We start from the raw sequence: 26,763 nt of genomic DNA, 5'->3' as shown, positions 1-26,763 counted from the left end.
TCTCAAAGGGTTTGTAATGACGCGCGCGCATGGCGCGGGCGTTGGCTCAGGCTAAGGGCGTTACGCACCAGGGTTTGGGCAGAGCCATCGTGATGAAATCCCAGGGCTCGCGATTGCGGGGTACGCAAAGGCGGATAGCGGCCGAACAGGGCCTCCAGGTCCACGTTCGGCTGGTAGCTCACCAAGGCCCGACGGTCGTCGCCGAAGGCCTCGACCAGAGCCTCGACCACTTGGTCCATGGCCAGGTGCAGCACTGGCAACTGCCACACCCGCTGAGGGCCGGGGTTTTGCAGTTCGGCGGCATGCAGCAGGTTGTCGACGCAGCAACGCGCCGACATCCACCAGGCGGTGGCCTGCGGCGATACCGGGCAGCAATAGTTTTCTCCCGCGGCAAGGGCGTGCATCAGGTCGCTCATGAAGGCCGAACGCAAGCCATTCGGCTCGCGGGGCCTTGCGACGATGCCCGGTAGCCGCAATGCGCGGCCATCTACCTCGCCACGGCGGGCGAGGTCATTGAGCTGGGTTTCCACCATGACCTTGTGCGCGCCATAAGACAGCGCCGGACGCGGCATCCACTGCTCGTCCATGCGTGCCGGTAGTTGCGCGCCGTACACGGCCACGCTGCTGGCGTAGACCAGCACCGGTGGCCGCGCAGCGTTGCGCAACTGATCGAGCAGTTCCAGGGTCGCCAGCAGATTCACCTGCCGGCCCAATGCATAGTGCTCCTCGGCTGCGCCGCCGGGGACGCTCACCAGATGGAACACGACATCCACGCCATCGGCCAGGGCGCGGCGTAACAGGGTCGGTTCTGCGATACTGCCGGCGAGCAAGCGCAGGCGCGGGTCGGAAGGAAAACCCTCCAGTTGCCGATCCAGTAACACCAGCGCTTCCAACGGCTGGCCGCGCAGTTGGCCCTTGTCCAGCAGTCGTTGCACCAGCAAGCGTCCAAGGAAACCGGCAGCTCCGGTAATCATCACGCGCATGGCGGGGCTGCCTGGACTACCTGCTGGTCGATGGCACCGAACAACGGTGAACCATCCGTGTTGCGCGCCTCCATGCGAATGCGGTGACCGAATTGCAGAAAGCCGGTGCGCGGCGCACCGTGTTCAATCATTTCAATGGCGCGGCGCTCGGAAATACACGCCGACCCCACGCTGCGGTCGGCATTGGAAACGGTGCCAGAGCCAATCACGCTGCCGGCGCCAAGGCGACGGGTCAGTGCGGCATGGGCGATCAACTGATGGAAGCCGAAGTGCATGGCGCCGCCATGCGGGTGGCCAAACCACTGGCCGTTCCACTCCACGTTCAGCGGCAGGTGCACGCGACCGTCGCGCCAGGCACCTCCCAGCTCGTCTGGGGTAATTGCGACCGGGGCGAAGCTGGAGGAGGATTTGGCCTGGACGAAGCCGAAGCCGGTCTTCATTTCCCGTGGCGCCAACGCCCGCAGGCTGACGTCGTTGACCTGCAGTACCAAGCGAATATGCGCCAGTGCCTGCTCGGCCGTACAGCCCATGGGCACCTCGTCCACCAGTACGGCGAACTCGCCTTCGAAGTCGATGCCATGGGCCTCGCTGGGCAGTGCAATGTCCTGCCGCGCGCCAAGGAAGTCGTCGCCGGCGCCCTGGTACATCAGCGGCGTGGACTCTACGCCTTCGATGGGCGCAAGGTTGAACGCGCGCTGCATCAGCTCGCCGTGGCTGAGGAAGCACGAGCCGTCCAGCCATTGCCAGGCACGCGGCAGCGGCGCCATCACGCGGTTGGGTTCGAAGTCGAAGGCACCGGCGAGTTCACCTTTGTTAAGGGCATCATAGCGGCCGCGCAAGTCGGCCTCCACGTTCGGCCAGTCATCCACGGCCGCTTGCAACGTGGGGGCGATATCGGCGGCGTCCACCGCACGGCTCAAGTCACAGGAAACCAGTAGCAGGCGGCCGTCGCGGCTGCCGTCGTCGAGTGTGGCAAGCTTCATTGCAGCATCTCCTTGAGTTCGGGGGCGTAGTGGCCGTCAAGCAGGATGAAGACCATCCGCGCCATGCTCTCGGTGCGGTTGCTCCAGGCATGGTTGGTGCCGCGCTGGACCACGATGTCGCCGCGCTTGAGGTGGACTTCTTCGCCGTCGAGCACCAGCCACACCTCACCCTCGGTGACGAGGCCGTAGTCGAGGGTTTCGGTGCGGTGCATGAGCTTGTGCCTGGAGTCAGCCTTGCCAGTGCCTGCATGGGCTTGGCCGATCTCGGCGAAGGCCGCGGCGGCCTCCTCGGCGCTGACCTGGTTCTGCACGCTGTCCGGCGGGATATCCACCACACGGATCACGCTGCCCTGGGCGCCGGGGGAAAGCTGCAGGGGCTTGTCGGTTGGGTCGGCGCCATTGTCCAGCAGCGCCGGGCTGACGCTGCTGTTCCAGACCTCATAGAACAGGGTGCCGGGCACCGCCTTGAGCGGGAAGTTGTTGGGCGTAGGGCCTACCAGGGTGACCACGGCGTGGCCCTCGTTGTCGTGGCCGGTGACCACGCGCTGGAATGGGGGAAGTGCTTGCATGAAAACTCCTTTCAATCAATTGCCGTCACGAGGGGCATGGCTACCTCTAGATGTGATCAGGCGTGGTGGTAGCGCCAGCGCCGCGCGAACGGAAACACTTCGCCAGCACCACGCAGGCGAGCGCCAGCAGCAACTGGGCGACAGCCACCACGGTCAGGGCGCCAGGCAATTGGGCGACCACGCCGCCATTAAGGCCCAGCACCACCAGAGGGCTGATGAACTCGCCGGCGAATAGGGCCGCGGTGAAGCCTCCGGTGGCGCGGCCGCGCTGGGTGAAATCGACCTGCCTCATCACCCCGGTGATCAGGGTCGGCAGCATCAATCCGATGCCCAGGCCATTGATCAGCACCGCAACCACCACCAGCGCTGGGTTGTCGGTGGTGGCCATCAGCAGCCCACCGCCCCCGGCTGTTGCGAAAGCCAGCAGCAGCAGGTGTTGCCGGCGCTGGGCGTTGAGCAGGCGGAAGCTCAGTGCACCGGCCAGCACGCCGAGCTGGTTGGCGCCCATGGTCATGCCGATCTGCTGGGGCGAATCGACGTGCAGCAAAGTGAGCAGGAAGCCGGCTTGCACCGGCACGATGAATAGGCTGACGCCCGCCAGTACGGTGAGCAGGTACAACGGCAAGAGCCTGCGCCACGGGAAGTCTTCAGCCTTGCCAGACAACGCCGCGGCTTCAGCGACCTTCGGCTCCCAGAGCAGCATTGCCATCAGCGGCAAGAGCAACAGGCCGGCGCCGTACAGCACGAAAGGCAGACGCCAGTCGTTTTGCCCAAGTGCGCCGCCCAAGGCGATGAACACTGCCGCCGAAAGCGAAGTGGCGACCATCTGCAGGGCGAACAGGCGCTCGCGCCGCCCGCCCTGGTAGTAGTCACCCATCAGCGTCGTGCAGCAGGTCATGATGCCAGCCTCCGCCAGGCCCAGGCCTGCACGGCTGATGACGATACCCAGCAGCGACTCAAGCCACAGCGGCAGCAGCCCGCAGAGGCTGTAAAGCATCATCGAGGCCAGCAACAACGGCTTGCGCCCCAGACGGTCGGCGATGACACCGGCAAACGGCGCCAGCAGCGCGATCACTAACGCCGGAATGGTCAGGCTGATAGGCACCAGCACTTCGGCGCCGGGTGTATCGGCAAAATGCGCCTGCATGCGCGGCAGTACCGGTGCCAGCAGCACCGCGCCCAGCACCGGCAAACAGCTGCCGAACAGTAGCAACAGGGATTGCGGCAAACCCGCCTGGCGCTCAGTGCTCATTGCAGTGCGCCTCCATGGCCGTCCGTAGGCCGCGTGGGAGTGCGAGCCAGAGGATTTGCAAGGTCTCGATCAGTGGTGTCATACCCATGTGCTCTTGTTGTTGGGGCGAAGGTCAGCGGGTGGCGGTATCCAGCAACAACGGGCGACCAGTGGCGGCTGCCTTGCCGGGCTGCCTATCGGCGACTGGCTCGGCGCCGACGACTGCATCGCTGCGGCGGGTCGCTGGTAGCAGGAAATAGGCGAGCGCTGGCAACAGCAGCAGTGCGCCGACCATGTTCCAGACGAACATGAAGGCCAATAGCACGCCCATGTCGGCCTGGAACTTGATGGGCGAGAAGATCCAGGTGCCGACGCCGATGGCCAGGGTCACGCCAGTGAGCATCACCACCTTGCCGGTGGAGACCAGCGCGCGGTAATAGGCTTCGGAAAGGCTGGCGCCCTGGCGCAGGTGGCCAAGCATGATGCTCATCACATACAGCGCGTAGTCGACGCCAATGCCCACGCCCAAGGCGATCACCGGCAAGGTGGCGACCTTGACGCCGATGCCCAGCCAGACCATCAACGCCTCGCAGAGAATGGAGGTAAGCATCAGCGGAATCACCGCACAGAGGGTGGCGCGCCAGGAGCGGAAGGTGATCAGACACAGCAAGATCACCGCGCCGTAGACCCAGAACAGCATCTCGCGATTGGCTTCCTTGACCACGATGTTGGTAGCGGCCTCGATCCCGGCGTTACCGGCAGCCAACTGGAATTTGACTTCGTCGGTGTCGTTGGCAGCGGCGAAGGCTTCGACGTGCTCCACCAGCCGGGTCAGCGTTTGCGCCTTGTGGTCGGAGAGGTAGACATAGAGCGTGAGCAAGTTGCACGACTCGTTGTACAGCCCGCGCGGCGCGCTGGCGGTGATCATGTTGAGCATCGCCTGGTTGTTCTGCAGTTCGTACCACTTCGGGCTGCCTTCGGAGAGACCCACCAGCATCCGACGGTTGAGCAGCGCCAGCGAGTTGGTCGAGTCCACGCCCGGCAGGCTGCGCAGTTGCCAGTCCAACTCATCGACCTTGCGCAGGATGTCGTAGCGTGCACAGGCGCTGTTTGGTGTACGCACCATGATCGCGAAAAGATCGCTGCTGGCCCCGTAACTGCGGGTCATGAAGGCATCGTCCAGGTTGTAGCGCGAGTCAGCGCGCAACTCCGGGGCCCCGGCGTCAAGATCGCCGATGGCCAAGTTCAAGCTGACCAGGAAGCCGAGCACTGCCATCACCAGGCTGACAACCACGCAGACGGCGGCCCAGGGCTTGCGGGTGAACAGGTCAAGGAAGCGCCAGAATGCATGACGCACCTGGCCCCCCTCCTCGGCCCGCTCGCTTCTAAGGCTCAACGCAGCAGCGCGAGGACTGACGCCGATATAGGAGAGCAGCACCGGTAGCAGGATCAGGTTGGTGAAGATCAGCACGGCCACACCGATGCTGGCGATGATCGCCAGGTCCTGGATCACCTGAATCTGGATAAGCATCAAAACGGCAAAGCCCACGGCATCGCACAGCAGCGCAGTGAGGCCTGCGAGGAACAGTCGGCGGAAGGTGAAACGCGCAGCCACCACGCGGTGCATACCGCGACCGATGTCCTGCATGATGCCGTTCATTTTCTGCGCGCCGTGGCTCATGCCAATGGCGAACACCAGGAACGGCACCAGCACCGAATAGGGGTCCAGTTCGTAGCCCAGCAGGGGCAGCAGGCCAAGCTGCCAGACAACCGCCACCAGCGAGCAGAACACCACCAGCAAGGTACTGCGCACACAACGCGTGTAGCCGTAGAGCACCACCGTGGTGATCAGGATGGCAACAGCGAAGAACAGCAGGATCTGCTCCAGGCCTTCGATCAGGTCACCCACTTTCTTGGCGAAACCGGTGATGTGGATATCGACGCTGTCGCTCTGGTACTTCGCCCGCAGGGTCTCCAACTGATCGGACAACACCCGGTAGTCCAACGGCTTGCCATCGGGCGTGCGCGCCATCAGCGGCACGTAGATGATGCTGGAGCGCTGGTCGAAGGCTACCAATTGACCGATCTCGTTGGACAATTGCACGTTGCGCCGCAGTTCGCCCAGCGATGACAGGCTGCCATCGTATTCATCAGGAATCACCGGGCCGCCGTCCAGGCCTTCTTCGGTCACCGAAACCCAACGGGTGGCAGGCGTCCACAGCGATTTCATGAAGGCGCGGTCAACACCCGGCAACAGGTAGATCTGGTCGCTCAGCGCCTGCAGGGTACGCAGGTAATCGGCGTCGTAGATATCACCGTGGCGGTTGGTGACGGCGATACGCACCGCATTGCCGATGCCGGACAACTCCTTCTGGTTGTCCAGGTAGTTGGCGATGTAGGGGTGCCCGGTGGGGATCATCTTCTCGAAGCTGGCATTGAGCTCCAGGCGGCCCGACTGCCAGCCGAGCAGCACGGTGGTCAGCAAGCACAGCAACAGCACCCAATGGCGGTGATTGAACAGTGCGCGTTCGATCAGCGATCCAGAGCGAGGATCGAAGTTATCGGACGCGGATGACAGGGTTTGGCGAGCGGAATTCATTGACTCACTCCGGAGCGGAAACGGTGGGCTGTGGCAGGCGCGAAAGCCCGGAGAACCCCGCGGCAACGAGGCTGCCATCGGCGGCCTGGACGATGCCTGAGACCGGTTTGCGCAATGATTCGGAGACCGGGGTGAATCCCGAGGGAGCGCTTGCAAACAATCCGCCCGCTTGATTGGCCAGCAGCACGCGACCATCGTTTAAAACACGGGCATCACTGAAGGACACCGGCGCCAGGGTCGGCAACGCTTCGGCGCGCTCGGTCCCGGGCGCCAGGACAAACGCGTGGCCTTTGAGCCCGCCAATGAGCAGTGCACCGTCGCCGCGCGCTGCCAAGGTGAACAGCGTGCCGGCATAGGGGCTGCTTATCTGTTGGAAGTGTTCTCCGTCCAGCGCCCGCGCTAAGTAGCCCTGCTCGCCGGCCAGCACCAAGTCATTACCTTGGTACGCCACGGCATACAGGTGCAGGCCCATTGGGTTATCGATCTGGCCCATCGCTGAATGCCAGCTAGCGCCGCCGTCATCGCTGCGCAAAGCCAGGCCGTAGGCACCGACCACCAGCACATGCTTGGTGTCACGGGCTGATAGCGCCAGGAGTGGTTTGTCGGGCCCTTCAGCAAGCAGGCGTTCGGCGGTTTGTACGCGTACTTGCGCCACTTCGTCATCCGCCTGGTTCGACAGCACGCTTTGCGCTGCCTGCAATTCAAGCTGCGCTGCACGCAGTCCATCGAGCTGAAGTCGCCAGCTTTCGCCACCGTCGCCCGTCCCCAGTACCACACCGCCATGGCCCACGGCCCAGCCGACATTGGCATCGGCAAACTGCACTGCGGTGAGCCCCACCGACACCGGCACGCTGGCTTGACGCCAATGCTCGCCGTTGTCATCGGATAGCAGGATCAGACCGCGTTCACCTACCGCCACCAGGCGCTGGCCCGCCAAGGCCAGGGCAGTGAAAACCCCGCGCTGAGGGTTGGCAACCTTGGCCGCCGGGCTCTGTAGTACGTCGCCGACCACCAGCCCTTGAGCCAGGCAATAAGGCGCAAAAGGCATAAGGAGGGCCAACAACAGGCCACTCAACTGACGCAGTGTGTTCATATCTACCTCGATTCTGTCGCAGGAGGGGAAGGCGCTGTGCACCCTCCCCTGAACATCGTCAGCGCACGCCGCGCCCGGCCATTGCGGCAGGTGAGAATTCAGCAGGTTTGTAACGTTCAACCAAGGCGTACTGCTGAGCTTTGCCGGTGTAAACGTTCTGGATGAACCAGGCACCGGACACCAGGTCGTAGAAACCCGAAGACAACTGGGCCACCGCCGGCAGGTCTGGCATCACCGCAGGCAGCGACCACAGGGTCTTGGCCAACTGGCCATTGGCGTCCCAGCGATCACCGAGCATGGCTTGCCATGTGTCCTCGTCGAGGTAGTACCGCCCTTTGGGCAACTGGTGACGCTTGCCGGGTGCAAGTTCGGCGTCTACCACCCACACGCGATGGAGCTCCCAGCGCACTTGGTCGGGGTTCAGATGATGTTTGTCGAACAGGTCTTCAGGCTTGCCGGCATCCTGGACCTTATTGGTGTTGTAGGGGATGTACATCTCTTGCTTGCCCACCAACTTCCAGTTGAAGCGGTCCAGCCGACCTTGGAACACACTCAGCTCATCGAACGACATCACCCCTGCAGTCGCCGGCGTAGGGGTGTCGCAGCAGGCGTTGGGCAGCTTGCGCACTCGTCGCTGACCGGTCAGGTAGACGTGGGCCTCTGACTTGTCGCCATTGAGGTTGGTACGTCCCATGATTTGTTCGCCTGCCCGCAATGGCGGGCCAACGTTGAGCAGGCGGAACAGCCAATAGTCACCGTCGAAGCTGGCGGCGTTACCATCCTTGTAGTAATACGGCATCTCCTGCACCGCTTTGCCGTCAGTAGTCAGTACTTGGGCGCCATCGGCGGTGATCAGGTAATGCCGGAAATCCATCGCCAGTGACGTGCCGCGCCAGTTGAGGATGTGGTTCCACATCGCCTCTGTGCCGTCTTTCGGGATCGGGAACGGAATACCGCCGTAGGCACCTTCAGGCACAAGGCCTGCACTGCTTTGCACCAGCTTGGCGTGCTTGGCATTGTTCAGGGTGTTGTCGTACACCCATTGCGGAGCTGCAGCGCTGCGCCGGGTTGGATAAACGTCGATGCGATAGGTGTCCGGGTAACGCTTGAACATGGCTTTGGTGCCATCGCTGAGTTTGGCCGCGTACTGGTCCATGTTCTTGCTAGTGATGCTGAACAGCGGTTTGTCAGCGGCAAACGGATCGCCGCGCTTGCCACCCTCTTTGAACGCGGGGTCCACCTTGGTGTAGCCGCCGTCCCAGGCCGGAATGCTGCCGTCGGCGTTACCGGCGCGCTCAGCGCCCAGCGGCGTCAGTTGCTTGCCCAGATCATCCGGGCCAGCGGCTTGCACGGGTTGCAAACTGAGCGCGGCAGCGCCGAGCAGGGCCACACAAAAGTGCTTGAGTGAGAAAGGAATGTTCATGCACGCGTCCCCTCAGAATGTTGTTTTGACCGAGAAGGCCAGGTAGTCCCGGTCTTTCAGTGATTGTTTGAACGTAAACTGGCTGGCGGCGTTGAGGTTGGTGTCCTCTGGGCCGTAGTAGTGGGTGTAGGTCAGGCCGAAGGTGACTCGGTCCAGGTAGGTGGCATTCAGGCCGATGTTGAAATCGCCACCGCGGTCCGGGCCGAAGCTGCTGATCACCGCCGATTTGCCCATGGGGAAGTAACTGACGCCCACTGGCACACTGAGGTCGATGCCAGGGAAAATCTGCCGATATGTCGGGCTGTACACCAGCTTGATGCCAACGCCGTCGTCGGTAGCGCTCGGGTCAAGCGCAGCACGGTTCTTGGTGACACTGAGCAAGCGGTTCCAAGCGATTTCGCCGACCAGGCTTGCCTCATTGGCGATGAACGAGGGGCCCAGCGACGCCAGCATGTTGAGGTTCAGGTGCGCCGTGCGGCCCACGGCATAAAGCGGATGGTCGTCATTGTCGGCAACCATGCCCGGCGTAACGGTCTGGCCGTTGGAAACCAGCGGCATATTCCAGCGCATGGAGGCTTCACCGGCGAAGCTGTATTCATTCAGCGTGGTGGCAAAGCTTGCGCCCAGTGCACGGATCTCTTCGGGATAGACCCAGTAGTATTCGCCGATCTGGCCAGTGGCGAAGTTCGGTCCGGTAGCGCTTGGTTTCAAGTACAGCTTGGGGGATTTGTCGTGGTACTGGATGGCGTAAAGGCCGTACTCAACGGTGTCGGCGGTGTAGCGCAACTGCAGGCCGCCCTGCCCCGAGCTCTTGGCTTCTTTGTCGTTGCCGTGGAAAAAGGCTGCCGGGCTGCCGGGGTTGCCGCCCAGAAATGGCGGGAACGGTGCGCCGACAATCAGTCGCTCGTTACCTTCGCCAATGGTGTCGCTCACCGAAAAATAGCTGCCTGCCCCCGGCAAACGGGTTTCTTCCCATTCGAACTGGTAGTAAGCGCCGACTGACAATGCATCGGTCAGTTGATAGGTGGTCGACAGCTGGCTGACCGGCCGGGTGATTTCCTTGAACTGGGTGTTGGGTACCGACACTGCCTTGACCACGTCTACCGGTGCCATGCCGCCAGCGATACCGTTGGCGCCGAAGAACAGGCTTTCACCCCAGATCAGCCCGTGGCGGCCCAGACGTACCGAGAGCGCGCGGTCGGCCAGATCACCGTTCCAGTAGACAAAGGCATCCAGTAGCTCGCCGTCGCCGCCGTGCAAGTGGCGGGTATCGTCGGTGAATTCGTCGTAGGCAACCGAACGCTGGTTGGCCCGCGTCGGGTCATTGTTGTCGTTGTCTTTCTGGTATTCGGTATCGAACCAGCCCGCGCCACTGATCCGCGCGCCGTATTCGCGGTAGCCAATGTCCAGTTCAGAAAGTACATCCAGGCGGTTGGAGATCAGGCCCTTGTCAAAGTTGCGGTCGCCATCGTCCTGGTTCAACGCCACCGAGCCGCTGCTGAGCTTGCTGCTTTGGTCCTTCAGGCGCCAGGCAGAGCTGTACTTGAGCGTGTTGTCCCACCGCAGACTGAGGTCAGGGTTGTCGGTCTGCACTTCAAACGCCTGGGCACATGGAAGACCGCAGACCAAGGCAGTGGCGAGCGTCAGAGTGAAAGGCGCACGCCGCGCTGCGGCGATGGAGCGAATAGCCATCGAACGAACCCTCTTTTATTGTTTTTGTTGGCAATTTTCTTTGCCACCACGGCCGGACGAGGCGAACGGGATCGATGCGATCGACCTGCCGAGGTGAAGTCAGCTGGCGGGATAGACCAGACGACGGGAACAGGTTGACCTCAGTGCAGGGCTCTGACTAATCGCTTGTTGGGATGTGACCTATCGGCAATCGCGATACTTGTGGCCAAGCATTGAATCGTGCGGTTGCGATGGTCCGAGGGGGGTATGCCCGCGCAAAGGTGCGAAGGCAGACTGGAAGGTTGATACCGGAAGGGGCCGCCGGTAGCCGGTAGTGTTATCTCAGGTTCAGCTTGGTCGTCGAACGGATGAAGATCATGGTCACCACGCTCAGGGGTTCTCTGGATCGTAGTCGTTGACGTGAGAGACCTGGCTGTTCAAGCGTCCAAGCAAGTTGATCAAGGTATCGACTTCGGCTGACGAGAGGCCACTCAGCAAGCGACGCTCTCGTTCAAGCGCAACCATCAAGACCCGGTTGTACAACTGCACACCGCTCTCGGTAAGCGAAACGGTGTAGCGCCTTCCGTCAGCAGGATCTACTTCCGTACGAACTCGCCCTGCCACCTCCAGCGCCTGTAGAGAGCGGCTAACAGCACTTTTGTCGAGGCCGATCACCTGGCAGATACGATTCGCCGTTATCCCGCTTTCCACTGCCAGCATGGACAGCATCCTCCACTCCACAACGCCAATCCCGAAGTGTTTTCGATAGCACTGCGAAGCCCCTGAGGAGAGTTTGTTCGACAGAAAATTCAGCAGCGCGGGCACATAGCGGGCGAGGTCTAGCTGGGGGGCCGTGGACATAGAGAGCACACCTTCAATTGGCCTTGGAGAAAATTAGTTGACACCGCAACCAATTGATCCGAGGATTTACTCAACCGATAGCTGGGGCCAGCCCAGCATGATATGCCGTCACAGCACCTCACAAAAATAATTATCAGGTAATGCCATGAACACCCGTCACCTAGTCACTTCCCGCGTGCCTGGCTGCAAGCCAGAGCTGCCGCCCTTCGCGCCAGGCTGACCTCCTCCCGGTCGATCTTTTACCTGTGATTTTTCAGTAGCCACTTGAATGTGGAGGGATGAGTCATGTTTGAAGTCAACGTCAGCCGCAAGGCAATCGAAGCAGAAGGTGTTTGCAGCTTTGAATTGAGCCCCTTGGATGGCGGATCACTTCCGCCCTTTGAAGCCGGTGCCCACATCGACGTTCATGTACCAGGCGGGTTCATTCGCCAGTACTCGCTGTGCAATGACCCACGAGAGCGTAATCGCTATCTCATCAGTGTTCTGAGGGAGCCTAGCTCCCGCGGCGGCTCGCAGGCAATGCACTCAGCTGTAGAGCAAGGTCAAACGCTGACGATCAGTGCGCCACGCAATCTGTTCCAGCTCGACCACCGCGCAAAGCGCCACCTGCTGTTTGCCGGGGGCATTGGTATTACCCCAATCCTGGCCATGGCTTATGAGCTTTCGCATCGCAGCCTGGAGTTCGAGCTTCATTACTGCTTCCGCTCCAGCGACCGTGCAGCATTCGTCAACGCACTTGCTCATGCGCCGTTCGCGGACCGCATCACTTTCCATGATGACAGCGGCGTGCAGCAGCAAAAACTAAATGCCGCCGCCATTCTCGATACGGTCGATCAAGGTTGCCATCTGTATGTGTGCGGCCCCACCGGCTTCATGAACCACATTCTGGAAACCGGCGAGGCTGCCGGCTGGCCGCAAGCGCGCATGCATCGGGAGTTCTTTGCGGGCCAGATCAGTGACCAGGGTTCGAACACGCCCTTCGAGGTAGTGCTCGCCAGGAGTGGCAGAACCTTTGAAATTCCAGTCGACCGCAGCGTATTCGAGGTGTTGGACGACGCGGGAATTGAAGTTCAAACATCCTGCGAACAAGGTGTGTGTGGGACATGCGTGACACGCGTGCTGGAGGGTATCCCGGATCACAGGGATCAATTCATGACCGCCGATGAACACGCCAGGAATGATTGCTTCACGCCGTGCTGCTCCCGGGCAAAGTCACCTCGACTCGTACTTGACCTCTGATCTCTAACCAACACATTCACTGCAACGGAGACTCCTATGACTGCCTCTCCCCTTCAGTCACTCGCCCAGGATATTGCACCCGCCAAGCCTTCCACATTCCCGCTCAATCAATGGTATGTGGCTGCGTTGGGCTGGGAACTCAAGGATCGTCCCGTGGGCCGAACCTTGCTGAACACATCAGTCGTGATGTTCCGCACAGCGGATGGCAAGGTGGCGGCACTCGAAGACCGATGCTGTCACAGGGCACTACCACTGTCTGATGGAACACTTGAAGCCAGCGGCCTTCGCTGCGGCTATCACGGTCTCTTGTTCAATGAAGCCGGTAAATGCATTGAGATCCCCGGCCAGGAAAAAATACCTAGCAAAGCAAAAGTGGCAGCCTTTCACGTGGTTGAAAAAGACCAGATCGTTTGGATCTGGTTTGGCAGCCCCGAACACCCAGAGCCTATCGATGAACCTCCTGCCTACGATGTTCACACGAATGAGCATTATCTTTTTGAGGGTGACGTGTATCACTACGACGCGCCCTATCAGCTCATACACGACAACTTGATGGATCTGAGCCATTTGGGCTATGTCCACCTACGCACCATTGGCGGCAACGCCAGCGTTCACATGAATGCCCAAATGACGGTAGAAAGTGACGACCATTCGGTTCGCGTTGTTCGACACATGCCTGACTCCGTCCCACCTCCGACCTATGTCGCCGCCTACCCATTCAAGGGCACTGTCGATCGCTGGCAGGAAATTGAGTTTCATATCAGCCACTTGCGTATTTGGACCGGCGCTGTAGATGCCGGAACCGAGCCCCTGGACAATCCGCAGCGGGGCGGCTTCCACATGCGCGGCTTCCATGGCGTGACCCCGGAAACCGAAACCACTAGCCATTACTTCTGGACCATCGCCACCAACCCGGAAAGCAATCACGAAGAAGTCAAAGCGAAAGTAGTTGAGCAAACCATAATGACATTTGATGAGGACAAAGTTGTTATCGAATCTCAATACAAGAACCTGTGTCGATTCGGTGAACGGCAGATGATTGATATTCATGTTGACGTCGGTGCCAACAGGGCCCGCCGGATCATAGAAAGGCTTTGTCACTCAACCCGCTGAATGCCCAGTGCGTTTATATCGTGCGGGTATCAGGCTACCGGGGGCGAGCGGGATCGCCCCCATCACCACCTGCTGCAGGTCAGTCGATATTGAGGCCCATCCAGTCACTCAGTTTTGGGGTTGCACTTGAGCACACCATTGCCGGTTTCTCACCCAGTCTGTGCTACGCACTCATGTCCAACGGTAGCGATTGGGTCCCGGTCGCGTGCTTCATTGGTGGCCTCGCCTTGATAGCAGCAATCGCAGCCCTGTCATCCAGGCCTGCCGCCCTTGCCGCTTCGGCTCCAACTCACAACCTGCAGGCGCAATCACAGCATTGACCCTGAGGTGCTGGCCTACCCGCACTAGAAGTCCACCCTACCCCGACCCGCCTTGACCGTACTCCGCCTGGCTTTTCCTTCGAGGCGGCGGGTCTTCGAGCCGAGGGTCGGCTTGGTGGGGCGGCGTTTCTTCTCGGTCTTGCCGGCACTGATGATCAACTCGGCAAGACGCGCCAGTGCGTCAGCACGGTTCTGCTCCTGGGTGCGATACTGCTGGCCCTTGATGATCAACACGCCGTCACCGGTGATGCGGCTGTCACGCAGCGCCAGCAGCCGCTCCTTGTAGAACTCGGGCAACGATGAGGCACGGATGTCGAAGCGCAGGTGCACGGCGCTGGACACCTTGTTGACATTCTGCCCACCCGCGCCTTGCGCGCGGATGTATGTCAGTTCGATTTCGGCATCCGGCAGATGCACGTTATTGGAGATGGTTAGCATGACTGGCCCTTGTAGTTGCCCCCATTATCACCGCCTGCGCCGATCTCCCATAGCGTTTGTGATAACACTCAGCGTGGCTGCGATGAGCAAGAATACGCCACTGGCCATAAAGGTAGCCCGGTAACCGGCCCCGTCGTACAGCAAGCCGCCCACTGTGGCACCAGCTGTGATCGCCAACTGAATCACCGCAACCATCAAGCCACCACCGGCTTCTGCATTGTGCGGCAGCGCCTTGGCCAACCAGGTGAACCACCCCACGGGCGCACACGTGGCGATCAGTCCCCAAAGGCCGAGCAAAACCGCAACTGGAACCACCCAGGTACCCACTGCGATCACGGCGAATGCGATAGCGCTCATGATCAGCGGTATTCCCACCAAAATCCTGTTCAGGTTTCGGTTAACAAGCGCGCCCACCAACAGGGTGCCTAGCAAACCTGCGGCACCAATGACCAACAGCAGGAGCGAGAGCGTGGGCAGGTCGACAAGCGTGACCTTCTCCAGGAAAGGCCGCAGATACGTGAAGAGTGTGAACTGTCCCATGAAGAGGAATGCTACTGCACTCATGCCAAGTGCGATCTTCCAGTCCCCCAGCAAGCGCAGGGGGCCGAAGGCCGATACCTGAGTGCGCTGGCTCGGCATAGCCGGCAGCGTGAAGGCCTGCCAGATCAACGCCAATGCAGCCAACGGCACGACGCAAAAGAACGCCCCTCTCCAGCCAATCAAGCCGCCCAGGTAGCTCCCAACGGGCGCCGCGATGGCCGTGGCCAACGCAGTACCGCCCTGCATCACGGCAATAGCCCGCGCAATAAGTGCCTCTGGCGCGATGCGCATCATCACTGCAGTGGACATCGACCAGTAACCACCAATGGCAATCCCAAGCACGGCGCGCCCTACCATCAATGTCAGGTAGTTCGGGGCAAACGCCACCATCGCGCCGGAAACCAGCATGAGCGCAGTAGTGGCCAACAGCACCGGTTTGCGGTCGATCCCCTGGGTCACGGCTGCCAGCAACAGGCTGGTGATGACAGCAAAGAAACCCGAGATGGAAATGGCCTGCCCGGCTTGGCCTTCAGTCAGTGACAACTCGGACGCGATCGGCGTGAGCAAGCTCACCGGCAGGAACTCTGAAGCCACCAGGGCAAAAGCACATAGTGACATCGCCAGGACAGCGCCCCAGACGTGACGGCTTGAGTGTTGAAGGGGTATTACTGGGCTGTTCATAGCGGTTCTCGTTGTATCAATCTCAAAGTGCACGGGCCTCAACTGCCGCCAATATTCCTCGCATAAACCAGCACACCAGTAGAGCAAACGGGTAGTTTTCTTGCCTAAATGTCCAGCCCCTGGTCACCGGACATGGACAGGTGAAGTGACATGAAAGTAATGTTTTGCCATACGATGATCGGAACCCACGCCATGGCCACCCACGCATTAACGCCTTCAAGCACGAACCCAATGGCCACGCTGTGCAGGGTCATCGGCGCCCACGCGCCCAGTGCGGGCGATTTCGCGACAAGCATTGCAGACCTGAGCGTCTACCGACGTAACACCCCAGCCCCCCCGATCACCTGCATCGTCGAGCCGAGCATCGTGCTGGTCGTGCAGGGCGCCAAGGAAATGGTCATCGGCAGCGACGTGTTCCCCTACGATACGACTCGCTTCCTGGTCACCTCGCTGAACATACCCGCCAACTCAGCGGTGACGATGGCCAGCGATGCAGCGCCCTGTCTCGGCCTGGTATTCAAGCTCGACCTGCGCACGCTGGCGGAGCTGATCGCGCACGATGGTCGTCTTCCTGTGAACGGTCAGTCCTTCCATACCAGCGCTGGCGTGGGTGAACTGAGCCCGAAATTGTTGGAGAGCTTCGCCCGTCTGATTCAGCTGCTAGAGGAGCCGGATGCGATACCGGTGCTCTGGCCCCTAATTCAACGAGAGATCCACTATCGTTTGCTGTTGAGTAACCAGGCCCCTCTACTGCGCTATATCGCTTCCGTAGGCAGCAAGGGCCATCGAATTGCCAAAGCCATCGACTGGATGAAGCTGAACTACGCCGCGCCTTTGCGAGTGGACGAGCTGGCCTCCCAGGTGCAGATGGGGCTCTCCACCTTCCATCAGCATTTCCGTCAGCTCACTGCCATGAGCCCGCTGCAGTACCAGAAATGGCTGAGGTTGAACGAGGCGAAACGGTTGATGCTCAACGAAGACCTGGATGCTGCCACCGCTGCCTTCAAGGTCGGCTACGAGAGCCCCTCGCAGTTCAGCCGCGAGTACGGGCGCCAGTTCGGCATGCCGCCCAAACGTGATATCGCAGAGCTGCGCCTAAGCGCGGAGAGAACAGCTATCTCCACGCCTATCGTGGCGTGAACCCCGACGCGGGATAACCGCCCAAGCTGCGATACTACAAGTACCGATTAGCTACGCTTGAGCAAAGCATTAACGTTCAACGTCAACGCTTCAAGCGTGAACGGTTTCGTCAGCACAGCCGTGTTGGGCTCTAGCTGGGCATTGTCCAAAACGTGCGGCTGCGCATACCCCGTCATGAACAAGACCGGAAGCCCCGACCGAGTGCAGCGGCCGGCATCGGCCATCTGCCTGCCGTCAATGCCTCCTGGGAGGCCAATGTCGGTCACCAGCAAATCGATGCGGGTATCCGAACGCAGTAATTGAAGGCCAGCCAAACTGTCGGCGGCCTCAATGACGATATAGCCGCAGTTCCCCAGCGCTTCACTCACAAACATGCGGACGGAGGGCTCATCATCGACGACCAGTACCGTCTCGCCTGGCAAGGCCATTGGCGATTCAGGCAAGGACTCTGCGCGAGGTGCAGCTTCGACGCTGGCTGCAAGGCTGGGTAATTGAAGGAATACCCGGGTTCCTCGCCCCTCTTCCGACTTGATCCTGACCTGCCCGCCCGATTGTTTGGCAAAGCCATAAATCATGGACAGCCCAAGCCCGGTGCCCGCCCCTACGGGTTTGGTCGTGAAGAACGGCTCAAATACTCGAGTGAGCGTTTCAGTACTCATGCCGAGACCGTCGTCGGCGACACAGATTGTGAAGTAGGTTCCAGGCTCCAATTCCGGATCCAGCTCGGCCCCTTGCACCAGTTCCTCGTTGTAGGTCTTGATGGCGATTGACCCTCCGCCTTTCAACGCGTCACGCGCGTTGATGCACAAGTTCAGCAGCGCGTTCTCCACTTGGGCCGGGTCGACCAGGCAGGTACTCGATGCCGCATGGAGCTCCACCTTGAGTTGAATGGCTGGCCCTACTGTCCGACTTATTAGCTCCTCCATATCGCTGATGAGCGTGTTCACATTGGTATGAACAGGCATCAGTGTCTGGCGGCGAGAGAACGCTAGCAGCCGGTGAGTGAGTGAGGCCGCCCTATGCGCCGCACCGTGGGCTACTGTCAGGTAGCGCTCTACATCAGCTATGCGTCCCTGCTTCAAGCGGAGCTTGATCAAATCAAGGCTCCCCGTGATGCCCGCCAGCAGATTGTTGAAGTCGTGTGCGATGCCGCCGGTCAATTGACCGACCGCTTCCATTTTTTGCGATTGACGCAGCGCTGCTTGCGCCGCTTCTCGCTCGGCCACGGCTTCTGCAACCCTCGCTTCCAAGGTGCGGTTGAGTTCAAGCAGTTCCGCCTCAGCATTTCTTCGCGCGGTTACATCGATTGACGAGCCGATCAGCCCGATGACCTCGCCTGCTTCGTCGCACAGTGGCGCTTTGACCGAAAGCCAGTAGGTGGCTGTGCCATCCGGCATGTCGACACGCTCTTCGATCTGAACGGCCTGCCCGCCCTGCATGATGTGCCGATCGGTTTCCATTATCTGGCGTGCTTGGGCTTTGTCTTCCAAAAACTCCAAGTCGGTTTTGCCCAGGTAGAGCTCCGGTGGCTTGCCAACCAGTTGGGTGACACCATCGTTGGCAACGATCAGCCGCCCCGCTAGATCTTTTGCGTAGACAACACCCGGAACGGCAGCAGTGAAGGTACGAAGCAACGCTGACATCCTGTCGCGCTCAGCCTCTGCTGAGCGGCGTGACTCAATGTCCATGAGAACGCCAGGGAACCGAACAGCGCGACCTTCATCGTCAAGCTCAGCTCTACCATTAGCCTCAATCCAACGGTAGTTGCCATCATGCTGTCTGACGCGGTATTCACACCGGTAGGCCCCACCGCGGGTCATCGCCTCTTCGATGTCGGCAGAGACACGTTCACGATCGTCAGGGTGAATAGAGGCGAAGGCTTCCTCAATCGGGATACCTGCCATGCATTTATCTGCTGGAAGTCCAAAAGATCGCGAGAATCGCTCATCCGCAGTCACTTGGTTGTCGAGGATGTTCCACACCCACGTTCCAACGATCGCGCCAGCATCGAGCGCCAACTGCAGGCGCTCCAAAACGCTCGTCGGAAACGCGGACTCCTGATGGGGTGATGCGGGAGCATCCAAGTCTCCTGAAGAGCCGGCGCCTTCGCGATCCATAAATTGCCTCTTTCTTACGCTTATGAGCGACTTGCCACTGGAGGCGATTCTAAAGCGTGATGCCGAGCGATAGCGAGCACAGCGCTTCGCCTTTTTGGAAGCGAACTCGCGCGGAGTACATTTGTACTCCACGCGAAATATCTCATTTAGCGCTTACACCGGAACGGCTGAGGCATGCTTGCCTCAAACCTGAAAAGTCACGCGCCAGCCCGCCTGTTACCTGTGCGTGGCAGGCATCAGGAAGGCCAGCACGTAAACCTAGCCCAGCTCGCGTTTGAGTTGTTCTTGATCGAGAACACCTTCCCAGCGAGCCACAAACAGTGCGGCGACACCGTTACCAATCACATTGATCAGTGCACCGCCTTCAGAGATGAACCGGTAGACGCCCAGCACCAACACCAGGCCGGCAGCGGGAATGACGTCGATGGAGCCAAGCGTCGCAGCCAGCGTGATAAACGCGCCCCCGGTCACGCTCGCTGCCCCCTTGGAAGTCAGCAGCAGGATGAGCAGCAGCGTTATCTGGTGATAGAGCGATACATCGATATCCAGGGCTTGGGCGATAAAGATGGCCAGCACCGTCATGTTGATGCAGCTACCGTCCAGGTTGAAGCAATAGCCTGACGGCACCACCAGGCCCACCGTGGACTTCTCGCAGCCAAGCTTCTCAAGCTTGGTCATGAGTCGCGGCAGCGCGGACTCAGAGGACGATGTGCCGAGCACCAGAAACAGCTCTTCCCTGATGTACTTCAAAAACTTCCAGAGGCTGAAACCAGCCAGCCGAGCGGCAAGGTTCAAGATCACGAACACGAACACAAGGCCGGTCACGTAGTAGCAGATCAGCAGGTTTCCATAGGCCGCGAGCGATCCGATACCGTACTTGCCCACCGTGAATGCCATGCCACCGAAAGCGCCCAGCGGTGCCACGTACATGACGATTTTGAGCATCCGGAAGAACGCTTGAGCAACCAGATCAATCGTCGCCAACAGCGGTTTGCCGATAGGCCCTAGCAGCTGGAGCCCAAAGGCGAACAACACAGAGATAAACAGTACCTGAAGGATCTCGCCGTCAGCGAAGGCGCCAAACACGGTGGTGGGAATGATGTGTGTCAGGAAGCCAACAACGCTTTGATCGTGTGCCGCCTTGGTGTAGCCAGCAATAGCGGATGCATCCAGCGTAGCGGGATCAATGTGCATCCCTACCCCAGGCTTGAACAGGTTTACACCTATCAAGCCAACAATCAGTGCCAAGGTAGTCAAGACTTCGAAATACACGAGAGACTTGAAGCCAATACGACCGATCTTCTTAAGGTTCTGCATGCTGGCGATGCCGCTCACGACGGTGCAGAAGATGATCGGCGCGATCAGCATCTTGATCATCTTGATGAACGTATCACCTAGCGGCTTCATCTGCTCACCCAGACCTGGGCTTATGTGCCCCAGCAGGATACCCAGCAAGATGGCCGCTAAAACCTGCACGTAGAGGTGGTGATAAAACGGCTTGCGTTTGATCACCGGGGCGTCAGGAATATCGGATGAAGAGCTGATTGTTTTTGTCATGGCGCTCTACCTGTTCAAGTTGTAAGTGCTAGTGCGGTCAGCAGACCACGTTGATCGGCTTCCCTGCGGCGAAGGCTTGGATGTTCGAAAGCAAGATGTCCTTGAGGCGGGATACGCTGCTCTGGCTTGCCCAGCCGACGTGAGGGGTCATGATGAGATTTTGAAGTTGGCAGTTCAGTAATGGGTGATCAGCGCGCGGTGGCTCTCCATCCAGCACATCAAGCGCAACGCCACCGAGGTGACCGGACTGCAAGGCTTCGAGCAGTGCGTGTTCGTCAATGAGCGGCCCTCGAGCAGTGTTGATCAACAGGGCTCCGGGCTTCATCTGAGCAAGCTGCGGTGCGCCGATCAGATGCTGGGTTTGCGCGGTCAGCGGGCAGTGCAGCGTAATGGCGTCCGACTGCTGCAGCATGCCTTCGAACGAGACATAACCGTCACGGACAGTGGCCGCGCCGCGATGCTCGGCGAAGATCACCTTCATCTCGAGCGCTGAAGCCAACCGGGCCACCCTACTCCCGATATCACCGCGCCCCACAATACCCAGGGTGGCGCCCCGGATGTCGAGGATCGGCGTACCGTGCACGCAGAAGTGATTGGAGGTGGGCCAGTGACGTGACGCGGCCTCACGGTATTCGAAGAGGCGCCTGCGGAGTGCGAACAGGGAGGCGACAACTGCTTCAGCAACGCTTACCGCTGAGTAAGCCGGTGCATTGCAAACGGTAACGCCCAAATCCCTGCACGCTGCGATGTCGATGCAATCATAACCGGTCGCTGCGACGCAGATCAGCTTCAACCCAGGGAGTTGTTCAAGCTGCACCCGCCCCAATTTCACCTTGTTGGTAATGGCAACCTGGGCATCTGCAAGCGCAGCGACCACCTCGTCAGGGCCAGTGCGCTCGCGGACAGTCCAGCTGTTAGCAAATGCGGGGCGCGGCATGGCAGACGGCAGGCTGGCGCCGTCCAGGAATACGATATTCATGAAGTACCTCTTGTTATTTTGTCAGGTCGCGAGCGCGTTCACAGCGGCTCGGAAATCTCGATCAGGTTGAGATCTGGGTCGCGCACGTAGACTGAACGGATAGGCCCAGTGGCGCCCGTTCGCTGAATGGGCCCTTCAACGATCGGCCAAGCCTGGGCCTGCAGATGTGCAATCACCTGTTCTAGACCGACGCTGGCGATGAAGCACAAGTCCAATGCGCCGGGAACGGGCAGATGGGCCTTCGGCTCAAACTCTTGGCCGCGGACGTGGACATTGATCTTCTGATTGCCAAAACAGAACGCCAGGCGCCCTGCCCCGAAGGTCTCGAGGCGCATGCCCATGACGCGGACATAAAAGTCTTTGCACGCCTCGACATCAATGGTGGTAAGTACCAGATGGTCCAGGTGGTCAATCATTTCGCCACCTCCGGTATCGCCGACACGACTTGCTTGGTCATGTTGTGGACGTGATCAGGGATGGGATGCAGGTTCAGGCGCTTACCCGCCTTGAGGATCTGGCTGGGCGTTGAGTGCGCGATCAACCCCGGTAGGCGTGCTGAGGCCAGGAGGATTTTGTCCAAGTCGACGCCGGTGTCGTATCCGATCAGGTCGAGCATATGAACGAGGTCTTCAGTACACACATTGCCACTCGCGCCCGGTGCGTAGGGACAGCCGCCCAGCCCACCGAGTGAAGCGTCAAACCGATCGACCCCGGCCTCGAGTGCGGCCAACGTGTTGGCCAGGGCCATGCCGCGGGTGTTGTGGAAATGCAGCGTCACCTGCAGTTCAGGGAAGCGTTTGAGCACCTCAGTTGACAAGGCCTGCACCTGCGAAGGGAACGCCATGCCTGTGGTGTCACACAGCGTAACCCCACGCACACCCAAATCTGCGAAGCGGGCAACCCAGCTCATTACCTCTGAAAACGCCACATCGCCCTGCATCGGACAACCGAATACCGTAGAGAGCGACACGTTCACGGCAACGGGGCCTTGGCCAATAACCGAGACTACTTCCTTCAATTGAGCAAAGGAGTCTTCACGGGTCATGCGCAGATTGGACCTGTTGTGGGGTTCGCTCACCGACATGACCAGGTTGGCCTCGTCGATTCCGCAACCCAAAGCGCGCTCGGCACCCCGGACATTGGGAACGAGCACCGTATACTCGACCCCGGGCTGGCGTTTGATGCCATGCATCACGGCTTCTGCGTCACGCAGCGCCGGAATCGCCTTGGGCGAGGTAAACGAGGTCACCTCAATTTTGGCGAAGCCGCACTGGCTAAGCGTGTCGATCATCGAAATCTTGTCAGCCGTCTCGATGAAGGTTGCTTCGTTCTGGAAGCCGTCACGGGTTGCGACTTCTTGCATAAATAGGCGTTTCATCAGGTTACTCCGTACTTCAAATAATGCCGCGTGCGCGCCACTGTTCACGGGTTTGCGCATCGATGCCGTACGCATTCAAGACATGGTCGGTGTGCTCGCCGAGGGTCGGTGCCCTTGATCGCAACTGCCCTGGCGTGGAAAGGAGCTTGGGCACGATGCCTGGCAGAGTGACCGGTGTTCCATCGTCCAGCGTGCTCGCCAGCAACATGTCTCGAGCCTGGTAATGGGGGTCGGCTGCGATATCGGCGGCGTCGTAGATCTTACCGGCAGGAATGCGCGCATCGTTCAGCGCATCCAGGACTTCTTCAAGCGAGCGCTCGGCCGTCCAGGTCGAGATCGCAGCGTCGATGCGGGCCACGTGTCGAACGCGGCCATCGTTCTGCTCAAGCTCAGGATCATTGGCGAGATCGAGGCGATCAATCTTCTCCATCAGACGGCGATAGATGCTGTCCCCATTACCCGCGATCAGCGCATACTTTCCATCCTTGCAACGGTATGCGTTTGTGGGTGCGATCCCAGGCAGGCTGCTGCCAGCCGGTTGGCGAATGGACTCGAATACCGAGTACTCAGGGATCAGGCTTTCCATCATGTTGAACACAGACTCGTACAGCGCGACATCAACCTGCTGCCCCTCGCCGTTGTTCTGCTCTCTATGGCGCAAAGCCAGAAGAACGCCAATCACCCCATGAAGCGCAGAAAGAGAGTCACCGATCGACACCCCAACCCGCACAGGCGTACGCCCTGGCTCACCGGAAAGATGGCGTAAGCCACCCATGGCCTCCCCAATGACACCAAAGCCCGGCAAGTCACGGTACGGGCCGCTCTGCCCATAGCCAGACACGCGCAGCATGACCAAGCGTGGGTTGATTTCGCGCAGGACGTCCCACCCCAGGCCCCACTTTTCAAGCGTGCCGGGGCGGAAGTTTTCGATGAGGATATCAACGTCTGCAACCAGCCGTTTGACCACATCATGGGCTTCGGCCTGACGCAGATCCAGCGTAATAGAGCGCTTGTTGCGCGATTGAGACGCCCACCATACGGACGTTCCGTTGTGGAGCATGCGCCATTTGCGCAGAGGGTCGCCGGTCACTGGTGGTTCGATCTTGATAACGTCGGCACCGAACTCGGCGAGCATCTTGGCAGCAAACGGGCCAGCAATCAGCTGCCCCATTTCGATGACCTTGATGCCTTGTAATGGGAGGGTCATGGCGTCATCCGCTCTTGTGGGTTGTTATGGCAGGATGATCCCTCTCATTGTGCATGATGAAAATTGCGAAATTATCCAGTACCCTTTCCAAAATCGAAAGGCTAGGAGCCGTTGATGAGCCTTCTACATGTGGATTTGGTATCCCTACGCCTCCTGGTCTTCGCGGCAGAAACGCTCAATCTGACCCAAGCGGCCCATCGCGCAAACATGACGCTCTCTACCGCGAGCAAGCGCCTGTCTGAGCTAGAGCGAATTACCGACTGCGCACTGTTCGTCCGCTTGCCACGCGGGGTGGAATTGACTGCAGCGGGTCGAGGCATCGCTGATCACGCTCGGCATATACTCGAGAGCGTCAACCGCATGGCTTGCGATGCAAATGACTTTGCCATGGGCGTGCGCGGTCACGTTCGGCTGACCGCCAACACGTCTGCTGTCGTGCAATTTCTACCCCAGGATCTGGCGAGCTACCTTGCCGATAACCCGCATGTCCGCATAGGGATGGACGAAGCGCTCAGCGACGACATTGTGGACGCTGTTTTCAATGGCCGAGCTGACATCGGGATTTTTGCTGACAACGTCGCGTCTGAGGGGCTGTTGAAGAGGGTCTACCGGCGTGATCAACTGGTGCTGCTGGTGCCCACTGATCACCCACTGACTGCATCGAGCGAGATAGCGCTGGCGGACGCGCTAGACTACGATTTCGTGGCACTCAACCAAGGCAGTTCGCTGCTGCGGCGCTTGACTGACGCAGCAGTAGCGAACGGAAAGATGCTGAAGGTTCGCATTCAGGTCAGCAGCTTCGATGGGATCTGCAGGATGATCGAGGCCGGCCTTGGCGTGGGCGTTCTGCCACTGGCATCAGTGAGGAAAGAGCTGCTAGGGACGCAGATCCAAGCCATCAGGCTCACCGATGACTGGGCCATGCGAACGCTGTATGTAGGGGTTGCAGGTGAGACCCAGCTATCGCCTGAGGCGGCCAAGCTGTTCGAGTATCTCGCGGGTAGAGAAAACGACCTGTAATTTGCGCAATGACGCCCGCACGATTCAAAGAAAAACCTGGGGTGAGATGCCCATCAACAATACTCGCGAACCGCACAATAGTTCGATAATCGCACAAAATCCGCTCCCCTCTCTCTACTTGTGCCCAATCTTGCGGCACGCTATCGGCAGTCAGCAAACATTTCCTAGGCGCTGACTGGCCCAGTCGCTTCGAAGCGCGCCGGCCAGGTCGACAATCCCTACTCCAGGAAAAACCAGGAGCTCGCTTTGATCAATAAAACGTTTGAGTCCATCGCCAGCGCGGTGGAAGGCATCACCGACGGTTCGACCATCATGGTCGGTGGCTTCGGCACTGCTGGTATGCCGTCTGAGCTGATTGATGCTCTGATCGCCACCGGTACCCGCGACCTGACCATCATCAGCAACAACGCCGGCAACGGTGAGGTCGGCCTGGCCGCGCTGCTCAAGGCGGGCAGTGTGCGCAAGGTGGTCTGCTCGTTCCCGCGCCAGTCCGACTCCTATGTCTTCGACGAACTGTTCCGGGCCGGCAAGATCGAACTCGAAGTGGTACCACAAGGCAACCTGGCCGAGCGTATCCGCGCTGCGGGCTCGGGCATCGGTGCGTTCTTCTCGCCGACCGGCTACGGCACCCTGCTGGCCGAAGGTAAAGAAACCCGTGAGATCGACGGCCGCCAATACGTCCTGGAAATGCCGCTGCACGCTGACTTCGCGCTGATCAAGGCGCACAAGGGTGACCGTTGGGGCAACCTGGTTTATCGCAAGGCCGCTCGCAACTTCGGCCCGATCATGGCCATGGCCGCCAAGACCGCCATTGCCCAGGTCGACCAGATTGTCGAACTCGGTGAACTGGACCCGGAACACATCATCACCCCGGGTATCTTCGTCCAGCGCGTGGTCGCCGTCACCGGCGCTGCCGCTTCTTCGATCGCCAACGCTGTCTGAGGCCTGCCATGACCATCACCAAAAAGCTCTCCCGCACCGAGATGGCCCAGCGCGTGGCCGCAGACATTCAGGAAGGCGCCTACGTCAACCTGGGCATCGGCGCACCGACCATGGTGGCCAACTACCTGGGCGACAAGGAAGTGTTCCTGCACAGCGAGAACGGCCTGCTGGGCATGGGCCCAAGCCCCGCGCCGGGCGAAGAAGACGATGACCTGATCAACGCCGGCAAGCAGCACGTGACCCTGCTCACCGGGGGTGCCTTCTTCCACCACGCCGACTCGTTCTCGATGATGCGTGGCGGCCACCTGGACATCGCCGTACTGGGCGCCTTCCAAGTGTCGGCCAAAGGTGACCTAGCCAACTGGCACACCGGCGCCGAAGGCTCGATCCCGGCCGTAGGCGGCGCGATGGACCTCGCCACCGGCGCCCGCCAGGTGTTCGTGATGATGGACCACCTGACCAAGTCCGGCGAAAGCAAGATCGTGCCCGAGTGCACTTATCCGCTGACTGGCATTGGGTGCGTCAGCCGCATCTACACCGACCTGGCCGTGCTGGACGTGACGTCCGACGGGCTGAAAGTGGTCGAGATCTGCGCCGACATCGACTTCGACGAGTTGCAGAAGCTCAGTGGCGTACCGCTGATCAAGTAATCCGCGCAAAGCGTAGGTATCCGCCTGCC

Annotated in this window: 23 protein-coding genes; 6 read left to right on the top strand and 17 right to left on the bottom strand. The window is 60.1% G+C overall.

The features are described from left to right. Positions 1-2: 2 nt before the first annotated feature. From QOS90_RS13790 to QOS90_RS13750, 9 genes are all read right to left on the bottom strand, one after another. On the bottom strand, positions 3-983 hold the full coding sequence (locus tag QOS90_RS13790) for an NAD-dependent epimerase/dehydratase family protein (protein ID WP_027593290.1): 981 nt from the start codon (positions 981-983) through the stop codon (positions 3-5). After that, the gene (locus QOS90_RS13785; RefSeq protein ID WP_085272869.1) at positions 974-1,966 is read right to left on the bottom strand and encodes a fumarylacetoacetate hydrolase family protein; all 993 of its coding nucleotides are present in this window, start codon (positions 1,964-1,966) and stop codon (positions 974-976) included. Before QOS90_RS13785 ends, QOS90_RS13790 begins: the two co-directional genes overlap by 10 nt. Next, positions 1,963-2,535, bottom strand: a complete 573-nt coding sequence (locus tag QOS90_RS13780) for a cupin domain-containing protein (RefSeq protein WP_085272870.1) — start codon at positions 2,533-2,535, stop codon at positions 1,963-1,965. Before QOS90_RS13780 ends, QOS90_RS13785 begins: the two co-directional genes overlap by 4 nt. Positions 2,536-2,581: 46 nt before the next feature. Then, a complete protein-coding gene (locus QOS90_RS13775) occupies positions 2,582-3,787 on the bottom strand; it encodes an MFS transporter (RefSeq protein WP_085272871.1) in 1,206 nt (401 codons plus the stop codon). Positions 3,788-3,899: 112 nt separating this feature from the next. Then, positions 3,900-6,365 (bottom strand): efflux RND transporter permease subunit, encoded by a 2,466-nt coding sequence (locus QOS90_RS13770; protein WP_085272872.1) that lies wholly within the window; start codon positions 6,363-6,365, stop codon positions 3,900-3,902. A gap of 4 nt (positions 6,366-6,369) precedes the next feature. Further along, on the bottom strand, positions 6,370-7,458 hold the full coding sequence (locus QOS90_RS13765) for a WD40/YVTN/BNR-like repeat-containing protein (RefSeq protein WP_027593295.1): 1,089 nt from the start codon (positions 7,456-7,458) through the stop codon (positions 6,370-6,372). A 58-nt stretch (positions 7,459-7,516) separates the two neighbouring features. Beyond that, complete coding sequence (locus tag QOS90_RS13760) at positions 7,517-8,881, bottom strand: DUF1329 domain-containing protein (protein ID WP_085272873.1); 1,365 nt, start codon at positions 8,879-8,881, stop codon at positions 7,517-7,519. 12 nt (positions 8,882-8,893) lie between these two features. Further along, the gene (locus tag QOS90_RS13755) at positions 8,894-10,573 is read right to left on the bottom strand and encodes a DUF1302 domain-containing protein (protein WP_085272874.1); all 1,680 of its coding nucleotides are present in this window, start codon (positions 10,571-10,573) and stop codon (positions 8,894-8,896) included. Positions 10,574-10,942: 369 nt separating this feature from the next. Then, positions 10,943-11,413 (bottom strand): MarR family winged helix-turn-helix transcriptional regulator, encoded by a 471-nt coding sequence (locus QOS90_RS13750; RefSeq protein WP_027593298.1) that lies wholly within the window; start codon positions 11,411-11,413, stop codon positions 10,943-10,945. A 285-nt stretch (positions 11,414-11,698) separates the two neighbouring features. On the opposite strand from QOS90_RS13750, the gene QOS90_RS13745 reads away from it, so the two are divergent. Further along, positions 11,699-12,652, top strand: a complete 954-nt coding sequence (locus QOS90_RS13745) for a PDR/VanB family oxidoreductase (protein ID WP_085272875.1) — start codon at positions 11,699-11,701, stop codon at positions 12,650-12,652. A gap of 36 nt (positions 12,653-12,688) precedes the next feature. Further along, entirely contained in the window at positions 12,689-13,765 is a 1,077-nt protein-coding gene (locus QOS90_RS13740; protein ID WP_085272876.1) for a Rieske 2Fe-2S domain-containing protein, read from the top strand. Positions 13,766-14,109: 344 nt separating this feature from the next. On the opposite strand, the gene arfB is transcribed toward QOS90_RS13740, so the two are convergent. Next, a complete protein-coding gene (gene arfB / locus QOS90_RS13735) occupies positions 14,110-14,523 on the bottom strand; it encodes an alternative ribosome rescue aminoacyl-tRNA hydrolase ArfB (protein ID WP_085272877.1) in 414 nt (137 codons plus the stop codon). Between the two features lie 27 nt (positions 14,524-14,550). Next, a complete protein-coding gene (locus QOS90_RS13730; protein ID WP_027593302.1) occupies positions 14,551-15,744 on the bottom strand; it encodes an MFS transporter in 1,194 nt (397 codons plus the stop codon). A gap of 192 nt (positions 15,745-15,936) precedes the next feature. Between QOS90_RS13730 and QOS90_RS13725 the strand changes: the two genes are divergently transcribed. Further along, positions 15,937-16,884 (top strand): AraC family transcriptional regulator, encoded by a 948-nt coding sequence (locus QOS90_RS13725; protein ID WP_027593303.1) that lies wholly within the window; start codon positions 15,937-15,939, stop codon positions 16,882-16,884. A gap of 47 nt (positions 16,885-16,931) precedes the next feature. Here QOS90_RS13725 and QOS90_RS13720 read toward each other — a convergent pair whose 3' ends face one another. From QOS90_RS13720 to QOS90_RS13695, 6 genes are all read right to left on the bottom strand, one after another. Continuing rightward, positions 16,932-19,001 carry a hybrid sensor histidine kinase/response regulator gene (locus QOS90_RS13720; protein ID WP_085272878.1) on the bottom strand — a complete coding sequence of 690 codons (2,070 nt, stop codon included), beginning with the start codon at positions 18,999-19,001 and terminating at the stop codon, positions 16,932-16,934. 258 nt (positions 19,002-19,259) lie between these two features. Then, complete coding sequence (gene dctA, locus QOS90_RS13715; protein WP_027593305.1) at positions 19,260-20,558, bottom strand: C4-dicarboxylate transporter DctA; 1,299 nt, start codon at positions 20,556-20,558, stop codon at positions 19,260-19,262. 37 nt (positions 20,559-20,595) lie between these two features. Further along, a complete protein-coding gene (locus QOS90_RS13710) occupies positions 20,596-21,537 on the bottom strand; it encodes a D-2-hydroxyacid dehydrogenase (protein ID WP_027593306.1) in 942 nt (313 codons plus the stop codon). Between the two features lie 38 nt (positions 21,538-21,575). Further along, entirely contained in the window at positions 21,576-21,953 is a 378-nt protein-coding gene (locus QOS90_RS13705; RefSeq protein ID WP_027593307.1) for a VOC family protein, read from the bottom strand. Then, on the bottom strand, positions 21,950-22,915 hold the full coding sequence (locus tag QOS90_RS13700) for a hydroxymethylglutaryl-CoA lyase (protein ID WP_085272879.1): 966 nt from the start codon (positions 22,913-22,915) through the stop codon (positions 21,950-21,952). The genes QOS90_RS13705 and QOS90_RS13700 overlap by 4 nt, the downstream gene beginning before the upstream one ends. A 16-nt stretch (positions 22,916-22,931) precedes the next feature. Continuing rightward, positions 22,932-24,122 carry a CaiB/BaiF CoA transferase family protein gene (locus tag QOS90_RS13695; protein ID WP_027593309.1) on the bottom strand — a complete coding sequence of 397 codons (1,191 nt, stop codon included), beginning with the start codon at positions 24,120-24,122 and terminating at the stop codon, positions 22,932-22,934. A 114-nt stretch (positions 24,123-24,236) separates the two neighbouring features. Between QOS90_RS13695 and QOS90_RS13690 the strand changes: the two genes are divergently transcribed. The 3 genes from QOS90_RS13690 to QOS90_RS13680 all read left to right on the top strand — a co-directional run bounded on the left by QOS90_RS13690 (position 24,237) and on the right by QOS90_RS13680 (position 26,734). Further along, the gene (locus QOS90_RS13690; protein WP_371097316.1) at positions 24,237-25,142 is read left to right on the top strand and encodes a LysR family transcriptional regulator; all 906 of its coding nucleotides are present in this window, start codon (positions 24,237-24,239) and stop codon (positions 25,140-25,142) included. A 246-nt stretch (positions 25,143-25,388) separates the two neighbouring features. Continuing rightward, positions 25,389-26,084: a 3-oxoacid CoA-transferase subunit A gene (locus QOS90_RS13685; RefSeq protein WP_027593311.1), complete on the top strand. Its 696-nt coding sequence runs from the start codon at positions 25,389-25,391 to the stop codon at positions 26,082-26,084. 8 nt (positions 26,085-26,092) lie between these two features. Beyond that, the gene (locus QOS90_RS13680; protein WP_027593312.1) at positions 26,093-26,734 is read left to right on the top strand and encodes a 3-oxoacid CoA-transferase subunit B; all 642 of its coding nucleotides are present in this window, start codon (positions 26,093-26,095) and stop codon (positions 26,732-26,734) included. Positions 26,735-26,763: the final 29 nt, after the last annotated feature.

This window comes from Pseudomonas sp. LAIL14HWK12:I10, from assembly GCF_900184205.1.
In the GTDB taxonomy this organism is placed as follows: Bacteria; Pseudomonadota; Gammaproteobacteria; order Pseudomonadales; family Pseudomonadaceae; genus Aquipseudomonas; species Aquipseudomonas kermanshahensis.
Note: the sequence above shows the minus strand (reverse complement) of the source record. Positions and strands in the feature narration are given on the sequence as shown.